This is a genomic window from Bacillus sp. F2HM (assembly GCF_019266135.1).
Lineage (GTDB): Bacteria > Bacillota > Bacilli > Bacillales > Bacillaceae > Bacillus > Bacillus safensis.
The window spans coordinates 95,628-111,071 of the sequence record NZ_LRMO01000012.1; the positions used below are offsets into that span (position 1 = coordinate 95,628).

A 15,444-nucleotide genomic window follows, 5' to 3' on the forward strand; every position below is an offset into this window, starting at 1 on the left:
AAGTCCCGTCTACTTTCGACGGGACTTTGAAAATTTATGTTAGTTTCAACACATTCAGCTGATCAATTGTCAGCCTTTTTCAGATGCTGGGAGCAATGTTTCCCTGCATGTAGAAAGAGAGACTCCATATAATCAGTATCCTTAAAGGCGATTACGCCTACCTGGAGGTTGCTATGCCAAAACAATATAAAGACAAACAGAAACAGAGCAAAAAACTAGAGCAATTTAGAGAATTCCAGCAGCGCATTTCTGTACACTTTAAAAATGAAAAGCTTCTATATCAAGCCTTTACCCATTCCTCTTATGTGAATGAACACCGGAAAAAGCCATATGAGGATAATGAAAGACTTGAATTTTTAGGAGATGCTGTTTTAGAATTGACCATCTCTCAATTCTTATTTGCAAAATATCCAGCGATGAGCGAGGGAGATTTAACGAAACTAAGAGCGGCGATCGTATGTGAACCGTCACTTGTATCACTGGCACACGAGCTGTCCTTCGGAGACCTTGTTCTTTTAGGAAAAGGTGAAGAAATGACAGGCGGCAGAAAACGCCCAGCACTCTTAGCGGACGTATTCGAGGCGTTTATCGGTGCACTTTATTTAGATCAAGGGCTTGAGCCGGTTGAACGATTCCTAGAAGCGTACGTCTATCCGAAAATTAATGATGGAGCGTTCTCGCACGTCATGGACTTTAAAAGCCAGCTGCAAGAATTTGTGCAGCGCGATGGAAAAGGTGTGCTTGAATACCGGATCCTGCATGAAAAAGGGCCTGCACATAACCGGGAATTTGAAGCAAATGTATCCCTTCGAGGTGAAGTGCTCGGAATTGGAAATGGACGCTCTAAAAAAGAAGCAGAACAGCACGCTGCACAGGAAGCACTTGCTAAATTGCAGAAACATCATATGAACCAATAAAATCCCCCTCGTTATTCAGGGGGATTTCACTCTGTTTTCCATCATCTTTTTTCACTTCATATGGTAAGATGATAGTACTTTAAATACATAAGGAGGATCACTCTCATGTTCCTCAAACGTTTAGACGTGATAGGATTCAAATCATTTGCACAGCGAGTGACCGTGGACTTTGTTAAAGGGGTCACAGCTGTTGTTGGACCAAACGGAAGCGGCAAAAGTAATATTACCGATGCCATCCGCTGGGTACTTGGAGAACAATCAGCGAAAAGCCTCCGCGGAGGAAAAATGGAAGATATCATTTTTGCAGGAAGTGACTCAAGAAAAAGAGTCAATCTAGCAGAGGTGACTTTAACGTTAGATAACGAAGATCACTTTTTACCGATCGATTTTCATGAAGTCAGTGTGACAAGAAGGGTTTATCGTTCAGGCGAAAGTGAATTTCTCATAAACAATCAATCTGTCCGCTTAAAGGATATTATTGATCTTTTCATGGATTCAGGTCTTGGAAAGGAAGCTTTTTCAATCATCAGCCAAGGAAAGGTAGAGGAAATTCTATCAAGCAAGGCAGAAGAGAGAAGAAGTATTTTTGAAGAAGCGGCTGGCGTTTTAAAATATAAAACAAGAAAGAAAAAAGCCGAAAATAAACTGTTTGAAACGCAGGACAACTTAAACCGAGTAGAAGATATTCTGCATGAACTAGAAGATCAAGTAGAACCATTAAGAATGCAAGCATCCATTGCAAAGGACTATTTGCAAAAAAAAGAAGAGCTTGAAAATGTCGAAATTGCCCTAACTGTCCATGACATCGAAGCACTTCATGAAAAATGGACAACACTTGGTGAAGCAGTCGAGCGCTTCAAACAAGATGAAATGAAGCAGTCTACAGATATCCAAGCAAAAGAAGCCAAAATTGAAGAGTCAAGAGACCGCATTCAAGCGCTTGACGAATCAATTAATGACCTGCAAGAAGTTCTTCTTTTCACAAGTGAGGAATTAGAAAAGCTTGAAGGAAAAAAAGAAGTGCTAAAAGAACGGAAAAAAAATGCGGCTGCAAACCAAGGACAGCTTGAAGAAACGCTCGTTCGCTTAACTGAAAAGCAGGCGCTGTTAACCGAAAAGATTGAGCAGCAGAAAATCACGCGTGACAGTCTGCAAAAAGAAGTACACCAGCTAAAAGATGAAGTGAAAACAAAGCAGCATCAACTGTCGCTTCATAGTGAAGATGTGGAAGGTCAAATTGAACAGCTGAAAAGCGATTATTTTGATCTGCTCAATGAACAGGCTTCCATCCGTAATGAACGTAAATTACTAGAAGAACAGCAGCGCCAAGCAGCGATGCAGCTAGAGAGGCTGACGCAAAATAACCAAAAACATATCGAAGAACGAGTGTCTGTCAAAGAAAAGAAAACAGAAGCTGAGCAGCAGCTTTCAGCACTGGAAGAAGACATTCTGGCTCAAGTCAAACGTTTTAGAGAGGCAGAACAAAAGCTTGAGCAAATAAAACGTCAATACGAGAAAAAAGAAACGGCTCTTTACCAAGCCTATCAATACGTACAGCAGGCAAAATCCAAAAAAGAAATGCTTGAATCCATGCAAGAAGACTTCTCAGGCTTTTTCCAAGGAGTGAAAGAGGTCTTAAAGGCAAAAGAACGGTTAGGCGGTATTCATGGTGCCATTGCAGAGCTGATTCAAACGGATCAGCAGTATGAGACAGCGATTGAAATTGCACTGGGTGCAGCCACGCAGCACGTCGTTACAGAAAATGAAGCAGCTGCGAGACAAGCGATTGGATACTTAAAGCAGCATTCATTTGGACGTGCAACCTTCCTGCCAATGAACGTGATCAAAGAAAGAATCATTCAGCTCAGAGATGTTCAAACAGCAGAGCAGCATGCTGCATTTATCGGCGTAGCGAGTCACCTTGTTTCCTTCGATGAAAAGTATCAAAAGGTGATTCAGAATTTGCTTGGAACTGTGCTGATCGTTAGAGACTTAAAAGGCGCCAATGAACTGGCGAAAATGCTTGGACATCGTTACCGCATCGTGACCCTTGATGGAGATGTCGTAAACCCCGGCGGTTCAATGACTGGTGGTGGCGTAAAGAAAAAGAACAACTCTCTTCTTTCAAGAAACCGGGAAATCGAAACGTTAACAAAGCAGCTCGTTGAAATGGAAGAGAAAACAACGATCCTTGAAAAAGAAACAAAAGAAACGAAGCAATTGATCGGAGTTAACGAAAGCCAATTAAACGAACTGCGCCAGCGCGGCGAAACACTTCGTGAAAAGCAGCAAGATCTCAAAGGGAAGCTATACGAACTGCAAGTTGCAGAAAAAAATATCAATGCTCATCTTGAACTCTATGATCAAGAAAAAGAAGAATTGCAGCAGCGTTCTACTGAGCTCGCGGATAAGGATAAAAAGCAGGTTGCTCTTGAAGCCTCTATAGGTGAGAAACTGACGGCTTTAGATCAAGAGATCAATACATTAACAAAGCGTAAGCAGACGCAAAGCTCAACGAAGGAAACCATTTCAGCTGAATTAACAGACCTGAAAATCTCGCTTGCCAAAAAAGAGCAGTCCTTAGCGAATGAACAAGAAAAGCTTTCGAGCTTAATGGCTGAATTAGAAGAAGCTGAACAGACGCTGATGGAAACAAAAGAAGATCTGTCACTCTTAACAAGTGAAATGTCATCTAGTTCAAGCGGAGCCGAACAACTGGAAGAAGCGGCGAAAGAGAAGCTGGAAAACAAAAACAAAACAACTGCACTCATTTCAGAGCGTCGTAAGCAGCGTCTCGCTCTTTCTGAAACATTAGAATTCGCTGAACGTGAGCTTAAAGAACAAAAACGTTTGTATAAGCAGCTCACCACAAGCTTAAAAGATGAAGAGATTAAGCTTGGCCGTATGGAAGTCGAGCTCGATAACCTGATCGCTTATTTGAACGATGAATATGCTCTTTCATTTGAAGGAGCAAAAGAGATGTATCAGTTGACGTTATCGCCAGATGAAGCAAGAAAACGAGTGAAGCTGATCAAACTAGCCATTGAAGAGCTTGGAACAGTAAACTTAGGCAGCATTGACGAGTATGAACGTGTGAATGAACGCTATCTCTTCTTAACAGAACAGCGAAATGATCTGACAGAAGCGAAAAATACATTATTCCAAGTCATCGAAGAAATGGATCAAGAGATGACAAAGCGTTTCTCTGAGACATTCTCTCAAATCCGCGGTCACTTTGAATCTGTTTTCCAAGCATTATTTGGCGGCGGAAGAGCAGATCTTAAGCTGACAGATCCAAATGATTTACTCAACTCTGGCGTTGATATTGTCGCGCAGCCTCCAGGGAAAAAACTGCAAAACTTAAGCCTTCTTTCAGGCGGAGAGAGAGCCTTAACAGCGATCGCCTTACTATTCTCTATTTTAAAAGTGAGACCTGTTCCATTCTGCGTGTTAGATGAGGTAGAAGCGGCACTTGATGAAGCAAATGTTTTCCGTTTTGCGCAATATTTAAAGAAATACAGCCAGGAAACACAGTTCATTGTCATTACGCACCGCAAGGGAACAATGGAAGAAGCCGATGTGCTCTACGGCGTGACCATGCAGGAATCAGGTGTTTCTAAGCTTGTATCTGTCAAACTAGAAGAAACGAAAGAGCTTGTCCAGTAATTAAAGGAGGTTTTTGAACCAATGAGCTTTTTTAAGAAATTAAAAGAAAAATTTACGCAGCAAACCGATTCAGTATCAGAAAAGTTTAAAGATGGACTCGAAAAAACGAGAAACTCCTTCCAAGGAAAAGTGAATGAACTGATTTCTCGCTACCGCAAAGTCGACGAAGACTTTTTTGAAGAGCTGGAAGAGGTTCTGATCGGCGCTGATGTCGGTTTCACAACTGTGATGGAACTGATTGATGAGCTGAAAAAAGAAGTGAAATTAAGAAACATTCAAGACCCAAGTGAAGTACAAGCGGTCATTTCTGAAAAACTGGTTGATATCTACAATAGCGGAGAGGAACAAATCTCTGCGCTGAACATTGAAGAGGGGCGTTTGAATATCATATTATTTGTAGGCGTCAACGGTGTTGGAAAAACAACGACGATCGGCAAGCTTGCAAATAAGCTGAAAAATGAAGGGAAATCCGTCATTTTAGCAGCAGGTGATACGTTCCGTGCCGGTGCCATCGAGCAGCTTGAAGTGTGGGGAGAGCGTTCAGGTGTTCCTGTCGTCAAACAAACGGCAGGCTCTGATCCAGCAGCGGTGATCTATGATGCCGTTCAATCAGCAAAAGCGAAAAATGCGGATGTCCTCATCTGCGATACAGCAGGAAGACTTCAAAACAAAGTAAACTTGATGAAAGAGCTGGAGAAAGTCAAGAGAGTCATTGAGCGCGAGGTTCCAGATGCACCTCATGAAGTATTGCTCGCTCTTGATGCGACAACGGGTCAAAACGCCATGGCACAAGCCAAGGAATTTTCGAAAGCGACAAATGTGACAGGGATTGCTTTAACAAAGCTTGACGGTACTGCAAAAGGCGGGATCGTTCTTGCAATTCGAAATGAGCTGAACATTCCCGTGAAGCTTGTCGGTTTAGGTGAAAAGGTGGACGATCTGCAAGAGTTTGATGCAGAATCGTATGTCTATGGATTATTCTCAGACGTGATTGATCAACAAGACTAACAAAAAAATGCCGGCGAAACTGCTGGCATTTTTATTTATACGTCGCTTCATGAAGTGACAAGATAAAAACTTGACACACAGGAGAGAACCGTGTAAACTTAGTTGATGTAAAGGGAATGAACTTAACAAAGGGGAGAGAGCCCATGACGCTTGAAAAAACAACGAGAATGAACTACTTGTTTGACTTCTATCAATCGTTGTTGACCGCAAAGCAAAAGAGCTACATGTCGCTTTACTACCTAGACGATTTTTCCCTCGGTGAAATTGCGGATGAATATGAAGTATCAAGGCAGGCTGTTTATGATAATATTAAACGGACTGAAGCGATGCTTGAACAATATGAAGAAAAGCTGCTCTTGTTTAAGAAATTTAAAGAGCGTAAAGAACTTCTCAAAAAAATGAGAGAGCTTGTAGCTGATTCTGCGCAAACAGAAGAAGCAGAAGCTTTAATTGAATCGCTTGAGAAATTAGATTAGGAGGCGGCACAGTATGGCATTTGAAGGATTAGCCGACCGACTGCAGCAGACGATTTCAAAAATCCGCGGCAAAGGAAAAGTGTCAGAGCAAGATGTAAAAGAAATGATGCGCGAGGTACGCCTTGCCCTTCTTGAAGCTGACGTCAATTTTAAAGTAGTCAAAGACTTTGTGAAAAAAGTAAGTGAGCGGGCAGTTGGACAAGAGGTCATGAAAAGCCTTACCCCTGGACAACAGGTTATTAAAGTTGTAAAAGAAGAACTCACTGAATTAATGGGCGGAGAAGAGAGTAAGATCGCTGTAGCGAAAAAATCTCCAACAGTCATTATGATGGTTGGTCTTCAAGGGGCAGGTAAAACAACCACAACTGGAAAGCTTGCCAATTTACTTCGCAAAAAACATAATCGCAAGCCGATGATGGTGGCTGCTGATATTTACAGACCAGCAGCGATCCAGCAGCTTCAAACGCTTGGGAAACAGCTTGATATGCCGGTGTTTTCATTAGGTGATCAAGTCAGTCCTGTCGAAATTGCCAAACAGGCAATTGAAAAAGCGAAAGAAGAACACCATGATTATGTCATTTTAGATACAGCAGGACGTCTTCATATTGATGAAGAATTAATGGATGAACTTCAGAAAGTAAAAGAAGTAGCGAATCCAGAAGAAATTTTCCTAGTTGTTGACTCTATGACAGGTCAAGATGCGGTCAATGTCGCAAAAAGCTTTAATGAACAGCTTGGTTTAACAGGTGTTGTTCTAACAAAACTAGACGGTGATACAAGAGGCGGTGCAGCACTTTCTATTCGAGCTGTCACTAATACGCCGATTAAATTCGCTGCACTAGGAGAAAAGCTTGATGCAATTGAACCATTCCATCCGGAGCGGATGGCATCAAGAATTCTTGGCATGGGAGATGTGCTGACCCTTATTGAAAAAGCACAGGCAAACGTCGACCAAGATAAAGCGAAAGAGCTTGAGCAAAAAATGCGGACAATGAGCTTCACGCTCGATGATTTCCTCGAGCAGCTTGGCCAAGTTCGGAATATGGGTCCTCTTGATGAACTGATCCAAATGATGCCGGGAGCCGGTAAAATGAAAGGGCTCAAAAACGTCCAAGTGGACGAAAAGCAGCTCAATCACATCGAAGCAATCATTAAATCAATGACGACTCAGGAAAAAGAACAGCCAGAGGTCATCAATGCAAGCCGAAGAAAACGGATTGCAAAAGGAAGCGGAACATCTGTACAGGAAGTCAATCGCCTTTTAAAGCAATTTGATGAAATGAAAAAGATGATGAAGCAAATGACCAACATGTCCAAAGGAAAGAAAAAGGGCTTTAAATTACCATTTATGTAATTGGTTATACATGATAAAACCGTTGTTAAGAAAAAACACTTTACAAACCCTTTTATCATTGTTAATATACTATCTTGTTGAAATATTTTCGGAGGTGCTAGTAAAATGGCAGTAAAAATTCGTTTAAAACGTATGGGAGCAAAAAAATCTCCTTTCTATCGTATTGTTGTAGCAGATTCTCGTTCACCACGTGACGGTCGTTTCATCGAAACAGTTGGAACTTACAACCCAGTGGTATCACCAGCTGAGGTGAAAATCAACGAAGAATTAGCGCTTAAATGGCTTCAAAATGGTGCGAAACCATCTGATACAGTTCGCAACCTTTTCTCAAGCCAAGGAATTCTTGAAAAATTTCATAATGCGAAAAACAGCAAATAATGAATGAGCTGTCCTTGGAAGAATTGATTGTGTCCATCGTCGAGCCACTTGTTGATTTCCCAGAAGATATTCACGTATCTTCATTAGAAAAAGATGAGCAGGTGATTTACACACTGTCTGTCAATGCTGAAGATACCGGAAAAGTGATCGGAAAGCAGGGACGTACAGCAAAAGCGATACGAACAGTCATTTTTGCAGCAAGTGCAGAGTCTTCTAAGAAAGTTCAACTTGAGATTGCTGACTAAAAAGGGAGAGGGCTTAGGACCTCCCCTTTTTTTACACGTTTAAATCTATTTTTCGTTATACTGTAGAGGACAAATGCCTTCGGATAGGGGGACAAAAAGGAAGATGCAGATCATTCAACATGTCACCGTGATGCAAGTATTAACTGAAAGCAGTAAGGACAAACTGTTAACGACTTTTTTGGAGAAAAAAGAAAGACTAGAACGTGAATGCAATCAATTATATTTTCAACTAAAAAAACATGAAAAAGAACCACATCAGCAAGAAGCCATCCCTCAATTTCAAAAAGCGATCGATAAAAGGCAAGAGAAGATCAGGCAGATTGATTTTCAAGTAGAGCAGCTTCATATTTTGCCGCTTGGAAGTGAAATGAAAGAAACAGAAGTGGATGCACTGGTTGAAGTAAAAATAGGTGATAAATGGGATGACAAAATGCAAGATAATGTCATCGTCGTGAAAGACGGCACCATTGTGGAAATACGTCAGGGGTGATTGAGAACATGGAGCTAGAATGGTTGAATGTAGGAAAAATCGTCAATACACACGGAGTGCGCGGAGAAGTACGCGTCGTGTCAAAGACGGATTTCCCAGAAGAGCGCTACAAAAAGGGAAGCGTGCTCTATATTTTTAAACAAGGTCAAAAAGAGCCGCTGAAAGTGACTGTTGCAGCACACCGCCAGCACAAACAGTTTGATTTGCTCACATTTGAAGAAATCAACTCATTAAATGAAGCAGAGCTTCTGAAAGAGTCGATCTTAAAGGTAGAAAAAGAACATCTTGGGTCATTAGACGAAGGAGAATTTTATTTCCACCAAATCATTGGCTGTGAAGTATACGATGAAGAGGACAAGCTGATCGGTCAAATCAAAGAAATTCTTACACCAGGGGCAAATGATGTGTGGGTGATTGGAAGAAAAGGCAAAAAAGATGCCCTCATTCCATATATTCCATCTGTCGTCAAAAACATTGATATCTCATCCAAAACTGTACACATTGAAGTGATGGAAGGACTCATTGACGAATGAAAATCGACTTCTTAACCCTTTTTCCTGAAATGTTCGAAGGTGTGCTTCACTCATCAATCTTAAAAAAAGCACAGGAGAAAGAAGCTGTCTCATTTCATGTTGTCAATTTTAGAGAGTATTCGGATCATAAGCATAAAACAGTGGATGACTATCCGTATGGCGGCGGTGCTGGTATGGTACTGAAAGCACAGCCCGTATTTGATGCGGTAGAAGATTTAACGAAGAAAGCAAGCACGAAGCCCCGAGTTATTCTTGTCTGTCCTCAAGGGGAAAGATATACACAAAAGAAGGCAGAAGAACTTGCAAAAGAAGAGCATCTTATGTTCATTTGCGGCCACTATGAAGGCTACGATGAGCGCATCAGGGAGCATCTTGTCACAGATGAGATCTCAATCGGAGATTTCGTCCTCACAGGCGGAGAGCTGCCAGCGATGATGATTGCAGACAGTGTGGTCAGGCTTTTGCCTCATGTGCTTGGAAAAGAAGCGTCTCACATCGAAGATTCATTCAGTACAGGTCTGCTTGAGCACCCGCACTATACAAGGCCAGCGGATTATAAAGGACTAAAAGTGCCGGATGTGCTCCTCTCTGGAAATCATGCCAAAATAGAAGAGTGGCGGCGCAAAGAATCATTGAAGCGAACCTATACAAGACGGCCAGATTTGATCGATTCGTGCAAAACGTTAACGGAAGAAGAAAAAAGATGGCTTTGGCAGCTTCATAATGACTAGATTGTATTGCACACGGCATAGAGGTATGGTATGATACTACTTGTGACTTGGACGGCTTGCTGATCCAAGTTTGAAAACGATGTTCCGCTGCAATGAAGAAAGAGGACATGAGCATCTGTTGGAAGGAGTTGAAAACGATGCAACATTTGATTGAAGAAATCACAAAAGAACAATTACGCACTGATCTTCCTGCGTTCCGTCCTGGTGACACTTTACGTGTACACGTTAAAGTTGTCGAGGGTACTCGTGAGCGTATCCAGATCTTTGAAGGTGTTGTAATTAAGCGTCGTGGTGGTGGAATCAGCGAAACTTTCACAGTTCGTAAGATCTCTTACGGTGTAGGCGTTGAGCGTACATTCCCTGTACACACACCAAAAATCGCTAAGATCGAAGTTGTACGTCACGGTAAGGTACGTCGTGCGAAACTTTACTACCTACGTGAACTTCGCGGTAAAGCGGCTCGTATCAAAGAAATCAGACGATAATGATATCAAAGGAAAGAGCTTGTTACCTGTAACAGGCTCTTTTTTTGTACAATGTATAAAGATAACAGGTAGAAGAGAGAAGGTGCACATATGACGATTCAATGGTTTCCAGGCCATATGGCAAAAGCAAGACGTGAAGTCACAGAAAAATTAAAGCTCATCGACATCGTATTTGAATTAACCGATGCAAGAATTCCGATGTCCTCTAGAAACCCAATGATCGAAGAAATCCTTCAAAATAAACCCAAAATCATGCTATTAAACAAAGCTGATAAAGCAGATCCTCGTATGACAAAGGAGTGGCAGGCGCATTTTGAGCAGCAAGGCGTTCGGTCACTGGCTATTAACTCTGTCGATGGACAAGGGTTAAATCAGATCATCACAACTTCAAAAGAAATTTTAAAAGAAAAGTTCGACCGCATGAAAGCAAAAGGCGTCAAACCACGTGCCATTCGAGCACTGATTATCGGGATTCCCAATGTCGGAAAATCGACCTTAATCAATCGTTTAGCGAAAAAGAACATTGCCAAAACAGGAGACCGCCCTGGTATAACGACATCACAGCAATGGGTAAAGGTAGGGAAAGAATTAGAACTGCTCGATACCCCTGGAATCCTCTGGCCGAAGTTTGAAGATGAACAAGTAGGACTCAGACTTGCGGTGACTGGAGCGATCAAAGATTCGATCATCAACTTACAGGATGTCGCTGTGTATGCACTTCGTTTTCTAGAAGAGAACTACCCAGAGCGATTAAAAAAACGCTATGACCTAGCGGAGATACCTGAAGATACGGTTGAGCTGTTTGATGCAATTGGTACTAAGCGCGGCTGTCTAATGAGCGGGGGATTCATTAACTATGACAAAACCACCGAAATCATTATTCGGGATATTCGAACAGAAAAATTTGGTCCCCTCACTTTTGAGAAGCCTGAAAGCTAAAAGACACGCAGCTCATGCGGGTCTTTATTTTTTGCGAAAAATTGCCGATATAAAGAAGGAGGCTGCGAAAAAGCCTATGTACACGGTGAAACAAATAAAAGAACTAATAGAAAAGCATGCAGGCGACGAGTCATACATTCGTGAGCTTGTAAAAGGTGATACGAGAAAAAGTGTCCAAAAACTCATAGAAAAGTGGCACAAAGAGAGAGAAAAGCAGCAAGCACTTCGCGTGGCATGGGATGACATGCTGCAATTTGAAAACAAAGCAAAGGCGCAGGGATACACGTGTATTGCTGGAATAGATGAAGCAGGAAGAGGACCGCTCGCCGGCCCAGTTGTGGCAGCAGCCGTCATATTAAAGGAAGATACAGTCCTGCTCGGTTTAAACGACTCAAAGCAATTATCTGAGAAAAAAAGATTGGCTTATTATGATTTAATTCAAAAAGAAGCACTTGATATCGGAATCGGCATTGTTGATGCAGCTACGATTGACGAAATCAATATTTATGAAGGATCAAGACTGGCGATGGTGAGAGCTGTGGAGCAGTTAACTTATACACCAGATTATCTACTCATAGATGCCATGACACTCCCGCTTTCAACTCACCAGGAGAATATCATAAAAGGAGATGCAAAGAGTGCATCCATTGCAGCAGGTGCATGTATTGCGAAGGTGACTAGGGATCAGATCATGGAAGAGTATGGGCGTAAGTATCCTGAGTATCAATTTGAAAAACATAAAGGATACGGAACGAAAGAGCACTTGGCTGCGATTCAAACACATGGTGCGGTCCCAATCCACCGATTATCGTTTGCGCCAGTGAAATCTGTTATATCATAAATTTTAATCTAAGGAGGCTGCCTGTGATGACAAGAGTTGAGGACATACATACAGCACTGAATAGCCGGCTGAATACGGCTGAATCTGTTCCATTAAACACCGAAGGGAAGGAAAATGTTCATCGGCTGATTCTCGGTAAAGTACTAAAAATGCTTGGAGATGATACAGCCCTTGTTCAAATAGGCTCAACGAAAATAAAAGCGCAGCTGGCGGCCCAGCTTAAAGCAGACGCATTTTATTGGTTCCAATTTGAACAAGAGGGCGGCGGCAGCCTCAATAAACTAAGACCCGTTCAGCAATTTGATCAAGATCCTAAGACGTTAAAGGATGCAGCAGCCAAACTATTAGAAGGACTTTCACTTAAAAATGGGCTTGAAAACATGCTGACAGCTACAGCTTTTTTAAAGGAAAAGTCCGTCATTAACGAAGGAGAGTTAAAAACGGCAGTGAAATGGATCGAACAGCTTCAAGGAGCTGATGTGAAGAAAGGGCTCCAAGCACTCCTCTTTGCTTTAAAGAAAGATTTACCGATCCAGCAAGGGGTACTTCAATCTATTTTAGCCGTGAAATCATCCTCTGCTCTTCATCAGGATATAACAGCGCTGTTAAATCAATTAACACAGCTTCCGAAGCACACAGATGCTACACAGACCCTTACACAAGCCGTTCGGTCAGTTGTAGATGCAGAGACAGCCGTCCATGCAGAAAAGCTCTTATCAGTCCTTCTAGCAGCGAGAGAAGGCGAGGCGAAGCAAGGCGGCAGTTTACCAGTAACGACTCAGCTCAATCCGTCTCAGCAAAAAGAAAATAGCCATGCCCCAATCGTTCAAGAGCGTCTGCCGTCCCAAGTTCTTCAGACAAACGTGCAGCAGCAGTCAACAAGTCCAAAAGAGCTGCAAATCCCGCTTCAGCAAATTGAGCGGATACTGGCCAGCTTGATGAAACAAGGTGCAGACGGGCAGCAAGAACCAAACTTAAAACAGCTCACAGCATTGCTGCACGGACTCCAGCAGGCAGGCTCTCAGCCTGACGCAAAAGCAGCTGTATTGCAAAAAGAGTTTCCATTCCTTTCGAAACCGGAGGCGAAAGCATTGGCTCAGGCGGTGCAGCAGACTGAACCAACATTAAGCAATAAAACTGATGTGCTCGATTTACTAATGACGATGAAAAAGGCAATCGGTGTGCGTGATGAAATTGGTATGCTAAAACTGCTTGAAAAAGGCAGCCAGGATGTCAAAAGTCAGGAGCTGCACCAATTAAAGCTTACCTTAAATGATGTGAGACAGGCTGATTTACCAGAGCACGTTAAAAAAGAAGTGGATCAATTATTTCATAGATTGAATGGACAGTTATTTGTGCAGCAGGAGAACCAAACCGTCAGTCAAATGATGGTTTCCTATCCTCTTTTCTCAAAACATAGTGTTCAAGATTTAACCTTTATACTAAAGGGACATAAGAAAAAAGATGGCTCTATTGATATTTCTCAGTGCCGCCTGATGTTTTATTTAAACATGGAAAACCTTGAAGAAACCTTAATAGACTGTACGATTCAGCAAAAGGTCATGTCCATTACTGTCGAGACAGCTCATGAACTGCAAGGAACCATTAATCCGATGATTCCGGCTGTTCGGGAGAATTTAAATGCTCTAGGATACAGTTTAACGGGAATTACAGCAAAAAAGAGACAAGAGCCAGTAGATCCGTCTCAATTTCTAGATGAACACTTTCATAAAATCAGCGAGAAAGGGCTGGACTTACGAGTATGAAGGATTCGAAACCGCTTAGAAGAGCGGTCGCTCTGCATTACGATGAAGAAAAACAAAAGGCGCCAAAAGTCGTTGCAACAGGCAGCGGCTATGTGGCAGATCATATTATTGAAGAAGCAAAAAAGTCGGGAGTCCCTATCCAGGAAGACCGCAATTTAGTCGAACTCATGCGCCACTTAACATTAGATGAGGAGATCCCTGAAGCGTTATACGATACTGTAGCAGAAATTTTTTCGTTTATCTACAGGTTAGATCAAAAAATGAAAAAATAAGGTAAAATAAGTGATTTGACTGAAAAATTTATATTTTTAATAAAATAAAAGTTTGAATGTTTAGAAGGATTTTACGATTTTACATAGAACCCTAGACATTCTCTTTTTTATTCTTTAAAATGAAAGCGCAGTCTATTTTATAATTTTTGTTTCTACATATGTTGGGAGGATGGGAAATGAATATCCATGAGTACCAAGGAAAAGAAATCCTAAGAAAATATGGGGTTTCAGTTCCAAATGGTAAAGTAGCATTTACACCTGATGAAGCAGTGAAAGCATCAGAAGAGCTAGGGAGCTCTGTATATGTCGTAAAAGCACAGATTCATGCAGGCGGCCGTGGTAAAGCAGGCGGGGTAAAAATTGCAAAAACGAAAGATGAAGTGAAAGGGTTTGCAGAGGAATTACTCGGCAAGACACTTGTCACACATCAAACAGGGCCTGAAGGGCGCGAAATAAAACGCTTACTTATTGAAGAAGGCTGCGATATTCAAAAGGAATACTATGTTGGACTAGTTTTGGACAGAGCGACATCAAGAATTGTATTGATGGCATCTGAAGAAGGCGGTACTGAAATTGAAGAAGTAGCAGAAAAAACGCCAGAAAAAATCGTGAAAGTTGTTATCGATCCAGCGATTGGCTTGCAAGGCTATCAGGCGAGAGAAGTAGCATTTAAAATTAATATTCCAACAAAATTAGTTGGCCAAGCTGTTAAGTTTATGACAAGCCTTTACAATGCGTTTATTGAAAAAGATTGTTCAATTGCTGAGATTAATCCACTGGTTGTAACAGGCGATGGAAAAGTCATGGCACTTGATGCAAAATTAAACTTTGATAGCAATGCCTTATATAGACAAAAAGATATATTAGAATACCGTGACCTTGATGAAGAGGATCCAAAAGAAATTGAAGCATCTAAATATGACTTAAGCTACATTTCTCTAGATGGAAATATTGGCTGTATGGTCAATGGAGCAGGTCTTGCGATGTCTACAATGGATATCATCAAGCATTACGGCGGGGACCCTGCAAACTTCCTAGATGTTGGCGGCGGTGCAACAGCTGAAAAAGTAACGGAAGCATTTAAAATCATCTTATCTGATCAAAATGTAAAAGGGATTTTCGTGAACATTTTTGGCGGCATCATGAAATGTGATGTCATTGCAGAAGGTGTTGTTGAAGCGACGAAACAAGTCGGTTTAACATTACCACTTGTTGTACGTCTTGAAGGAACAAACGTTGAATTAGGGAAGAAAATCCTGAGTGATTCAGGCTTAAATATCACTTCTGCTGAGTCTATGGCTGACGGGGCAGAAAAGATTGTATCTTTAGTCAAGTAGAGCAGA

Annotated in this window: 16 protein-coding genes; all 16 read left to right on the top strand. The window is 41.7% G+C overall.

Annotation, left to right across the window (positions count from 1 at the left end):
* The first annotated feature begins 173 nt into the window (after positions 1–173).
* The 16 genes from rnc (at position 174) to sucC (ending at position 15,438) form a co-directional block, all read left to right on the top strand.
* Positions 174–917 (top strand): ribonuclease III, encoded by a 744-nt coding sequence (rnc, locus tag AWT60_RS09250; RefSeq protein ID WP_008344850.1) that lies wholly within the window; start codon positions 174–176, stop codon positions 915–917.
* 105 nt (positions 918–1,022) lie between these two features.
* Positions 1,023–4,583, top strand: coding sequence for a chromosome segregation protein SMC (gene smc, locus AWT60_RS09255; protein ID WP_218677163.1), 3,561 nt, complete (start codon positions 1,023–1,025; stop codon positions 4,581–4,583).
* Positions 4,584–4,604: 21 nt separating this feature from the next.
* Complete coding sequence (gene ftsY / locus AWT60_RS09260) at positions 4,605–5,591, top strand: signal recognition particle-docking protein FtsY (protein WP_087975449.1); 987 nt, start codon at positions 4,605–4,607, stop codon at positions 5,589–5,591.
* A 143-nt stretch (positions 5,592–5,734) separates the two neighbouring features.
* On the top strand, positions 5,735–6,067 hold the full coding sequence (locus AWT60_RS09265; protein WP_012009935.1) for a putative DNA-binding protein: 333 nt from the start codon (positions 5,735–5,737) through the stop codon (positions 6,065–6,067).
* Positions 6,068–6,080: 13 nt separating this feature from the next.
* Positions 6,081–7,421 carry a signal recognition particle protein gene (ffh, locus tag AWT60_RS09270; RefSeq protein WP_024426967.1) on the top strand — a complete coding sequence of 447 codons (1,341 nt, stop codon included), beginning with the start codon at positions 6,081–6,083 and terminating at the stop codon, positions 7,419–7,421.
* Positions 7,422–7,526: 105 nt separating this feature from the next.
* Positions 7,527–7,799: a 30S ribosomal protein S16 gene (gene rpsP, locus AWT60_RS09275; RefSeq protein WP_008344841.1), complete on the top strand. Its 273-nt coding sequence runs from the start codon at positions 7,527–7,529 to the stop codon at positions 7,797–7,799.
* Entirely contained in the window at positions 7,799–8,044 is a 246-nt protein-coding gene (locus AWT60_RS09280) for a KH domain-containing protein (protein WP_024424192.1), read from the top strand. Before rpsP ends, AWT60_RS09280 begins: the two co-directional genes overlap by 1 nt.
* Before the next feature lie 103 nt (positions 8,045–8,147).
* On the top strand, positions 8,148–8,534 hold the full coding sequence (locus AWT60_RS09285) for a YlqD family protein (protein ID WP_024424191.1): 387 nt from the start codon (positions 8,148–8,150) through the stop codon (positions 8,532–8,534).
* A gap of 8 nt (positions 8,535–8,542) precedes the next feature.
* On the top strand, positions 8,543–9,067 hold the full coding sequence (gene rimM / locus AWT60_RS09290) for a ribosome maturation factor RimM (RefSeq protein WP_041084869.1): 525 nt from the start codon (positions 8,543–8,545) through the stop codon (positions 9,065–9,067).
* On the top strand, positions 9,064–9,798 hold the full coding sequence (trmD, locus tag AWT60_RS09295; protein ID WP_041084868.1) for a tRNA (guanosine(37)-N1)-methyltransferase TrmD: 735 nt from the start codon (positions 9,064–9,066) through the stop codon (positions 9,796–9,798). The genes rimM and trmD overlap by 4 nt, the downstream gene beginning before the upstream one ends.
* 137 nt (positions 9,799–9,935) lie before the next feature.
* On the top strand, positions 9,936–10,283 hold the full coding sequence (gene rplS, locus AWT60_RS09300) for a 50S ribosomal protein L19 (RefSeq protein ID WP_008354510.1): 348 nt from the start codon (positions 9,936–9,938) through the stop codon (positions 10,281–10,283).
* Between the two features lie 90 nt (positions 10,284–10,373).
* Complete coding sequence (ylqF, locus tag AWT60_RS09305; RefSeq protein WP_024424188.1) at positions 10,374–11,222, top strand: ribosome biogenesis GTPase YlqF; 849 nt, start codon at positions 10,374–10,376, stop codon at positions 11,220–11,222.
* A gap of 76 nt (positions 11,223–11,298) precedes the next feature.
* Complete coding sequence (locus AWT60_RS09310; RefSeq protein WP_073979487.1) at positions 11,299–12,063, top strand: ribonuclease HII; 765 nt, start codon at positions 11,299–11,301, stop codon at positions 12,061–12,063.
* Between the two features lie 26 nt (positions 12,064–12,089).
* Entirely contained in the window at positions 12,090–13,829 is a 1,740-nt protein-coding gene (locus AWT60_RS09315) for a hypothetical protein (RefSeq protein WP_041084866.1), read from the top strand.
* A complete protein-coding gene (locus tag AWT60_RS09320; protein WP_003211418.1) occupies positions 13,826–14,101 on the top strand; it encodes a FlhB-like flagellar biosynthesis protein in 276 nt (91 codons plus the stop codon). The genes AWT60_RS09315 and AWT60_RS09320 overlap by 4 nt, the downstream gene beginning before the upstream one ends.
* Positions 14,102–14,277: 176 nt before the next feature.
* Entirely contained in the window at positions 14,278–15,438 is a 1,161-nt protein-coding gene (sucC, locus tag AWT60_RS09325) for an ADP-forming succinate--CoA ligase subunit beta (RefSeq protein ID WP_024426972.1), read from the top strand.
* Positions 15,439–15,444 lie beyond the last annotated feature (6 nt).

Excerpts from the sequence above, each read along its gene's own strand:
- sucC (WP_024426972.1), top strand. The coding sequence starts at position 14,278 with ATGAATATCCATGAGTACCAAGGAAAAGAAATCCTAAGAAAATATGGG.
- rpsP (WP_008344841.1), top strand. The coding sequence starts at position 7,527 with ATGGCAGTAAAAATTCGTTTAAAACGTATGGGAGCAAAAAAATCTCCT.
- ftsY (WP_087975449.1), top strand. The coding sequence starts at position 4,605 with ATGAGCTTTTTTAAGAAATTAAAAGAAAAATTTACGCAGCAAACCGAT.
- smc (WP_218677163.1), top strand. The coding sequence starts at position 1,023 with ATGTTCCTCAAACGTTTAGACGTGATAGGATTCAAATCATTTGCACAG.
- rimM (WP_041084869.1), top strand. The coding sequence starts at position 8,543 with ATGGAGCTAGAATGGTTGAATGTAGGAAAAATCGTCAATACACACGGA.
- AWT60_RS09265 (WP_012009935.1), top strand. The coding sequence starts at position 5,735 with ATGACGCTTGAAAAAACAACGAGAATGAACTACTTGTTTGACTTCTAT.
- AWT60_RS09280 (WP_024424192.1), top strand. The coding sequence starts at position 7,799 with ATGAATGAGCTGTCCTTGGAAGAATTGATTGTGTCCATCGTCGAGCCA.
- rnc (WP_008344850.1), top strand. The coding sequence starts at position 174 with ATGCCAAAACAATATAAAGACAAACAGAAACAGAGCAAAAAACTAGAG.
- AWT60_RS09310 (WP_073979487.1), top strand. The coding sequence starts at position 11,299 with ATGTACACGGTGAAACAAATAAAAGAACTAATAGAAAAGCATGCAGGC.
- AWT60_RS09320 (WP_003211418.1), top strand. The coding sequence starts at position 13,826 with ATGAAGGATTCGAAACCGCTTAGAAGAGCGGTCGCTCTGCATTACGAT.
- AWT60_RS09285 (WP_024424191.1), top strand. The coding sequence starts at position 8,148 with ATGCAGATCATTCAACATGTCACCGTGATGCAAGTATTAACTGAAAGC.
- rplS (WP_008354510.1), top strand. The coding sequence starts at position 9,936 with ATGCAACATTTGATTGAAGAAATCACAAAAGAACAATTACGCACTGAT.
- AWT60_RS09315 (WP_041084866.1), top strand. The coding sequence starts at position 12,090 with ATGACAAGAGTTGAGGACATACATACAGCACTGAATAGCCGGCTGAAT.
- trmD (WP_041084868.1), top strand. The coding sequence starts at position 9,064 with ATGAAAATCGACTTCTTAACCCTTTTTCCTGAAATGTTCGAAGGTGTG.
- ffh (WP_024426967.1), top strand. The coding sequence starts at position 6,081 with ATGGCATTTGAAGGATTAGCCGACCGACTGCAGCAGACGATTTCAAAA.
- ylqF (WP_024424188.1), top strand. The coding sequence starts at position 10,374 with ATGACGATTCAATGGTTTCCAGGCCATATGGCAAAAGCAAGACGTGAA.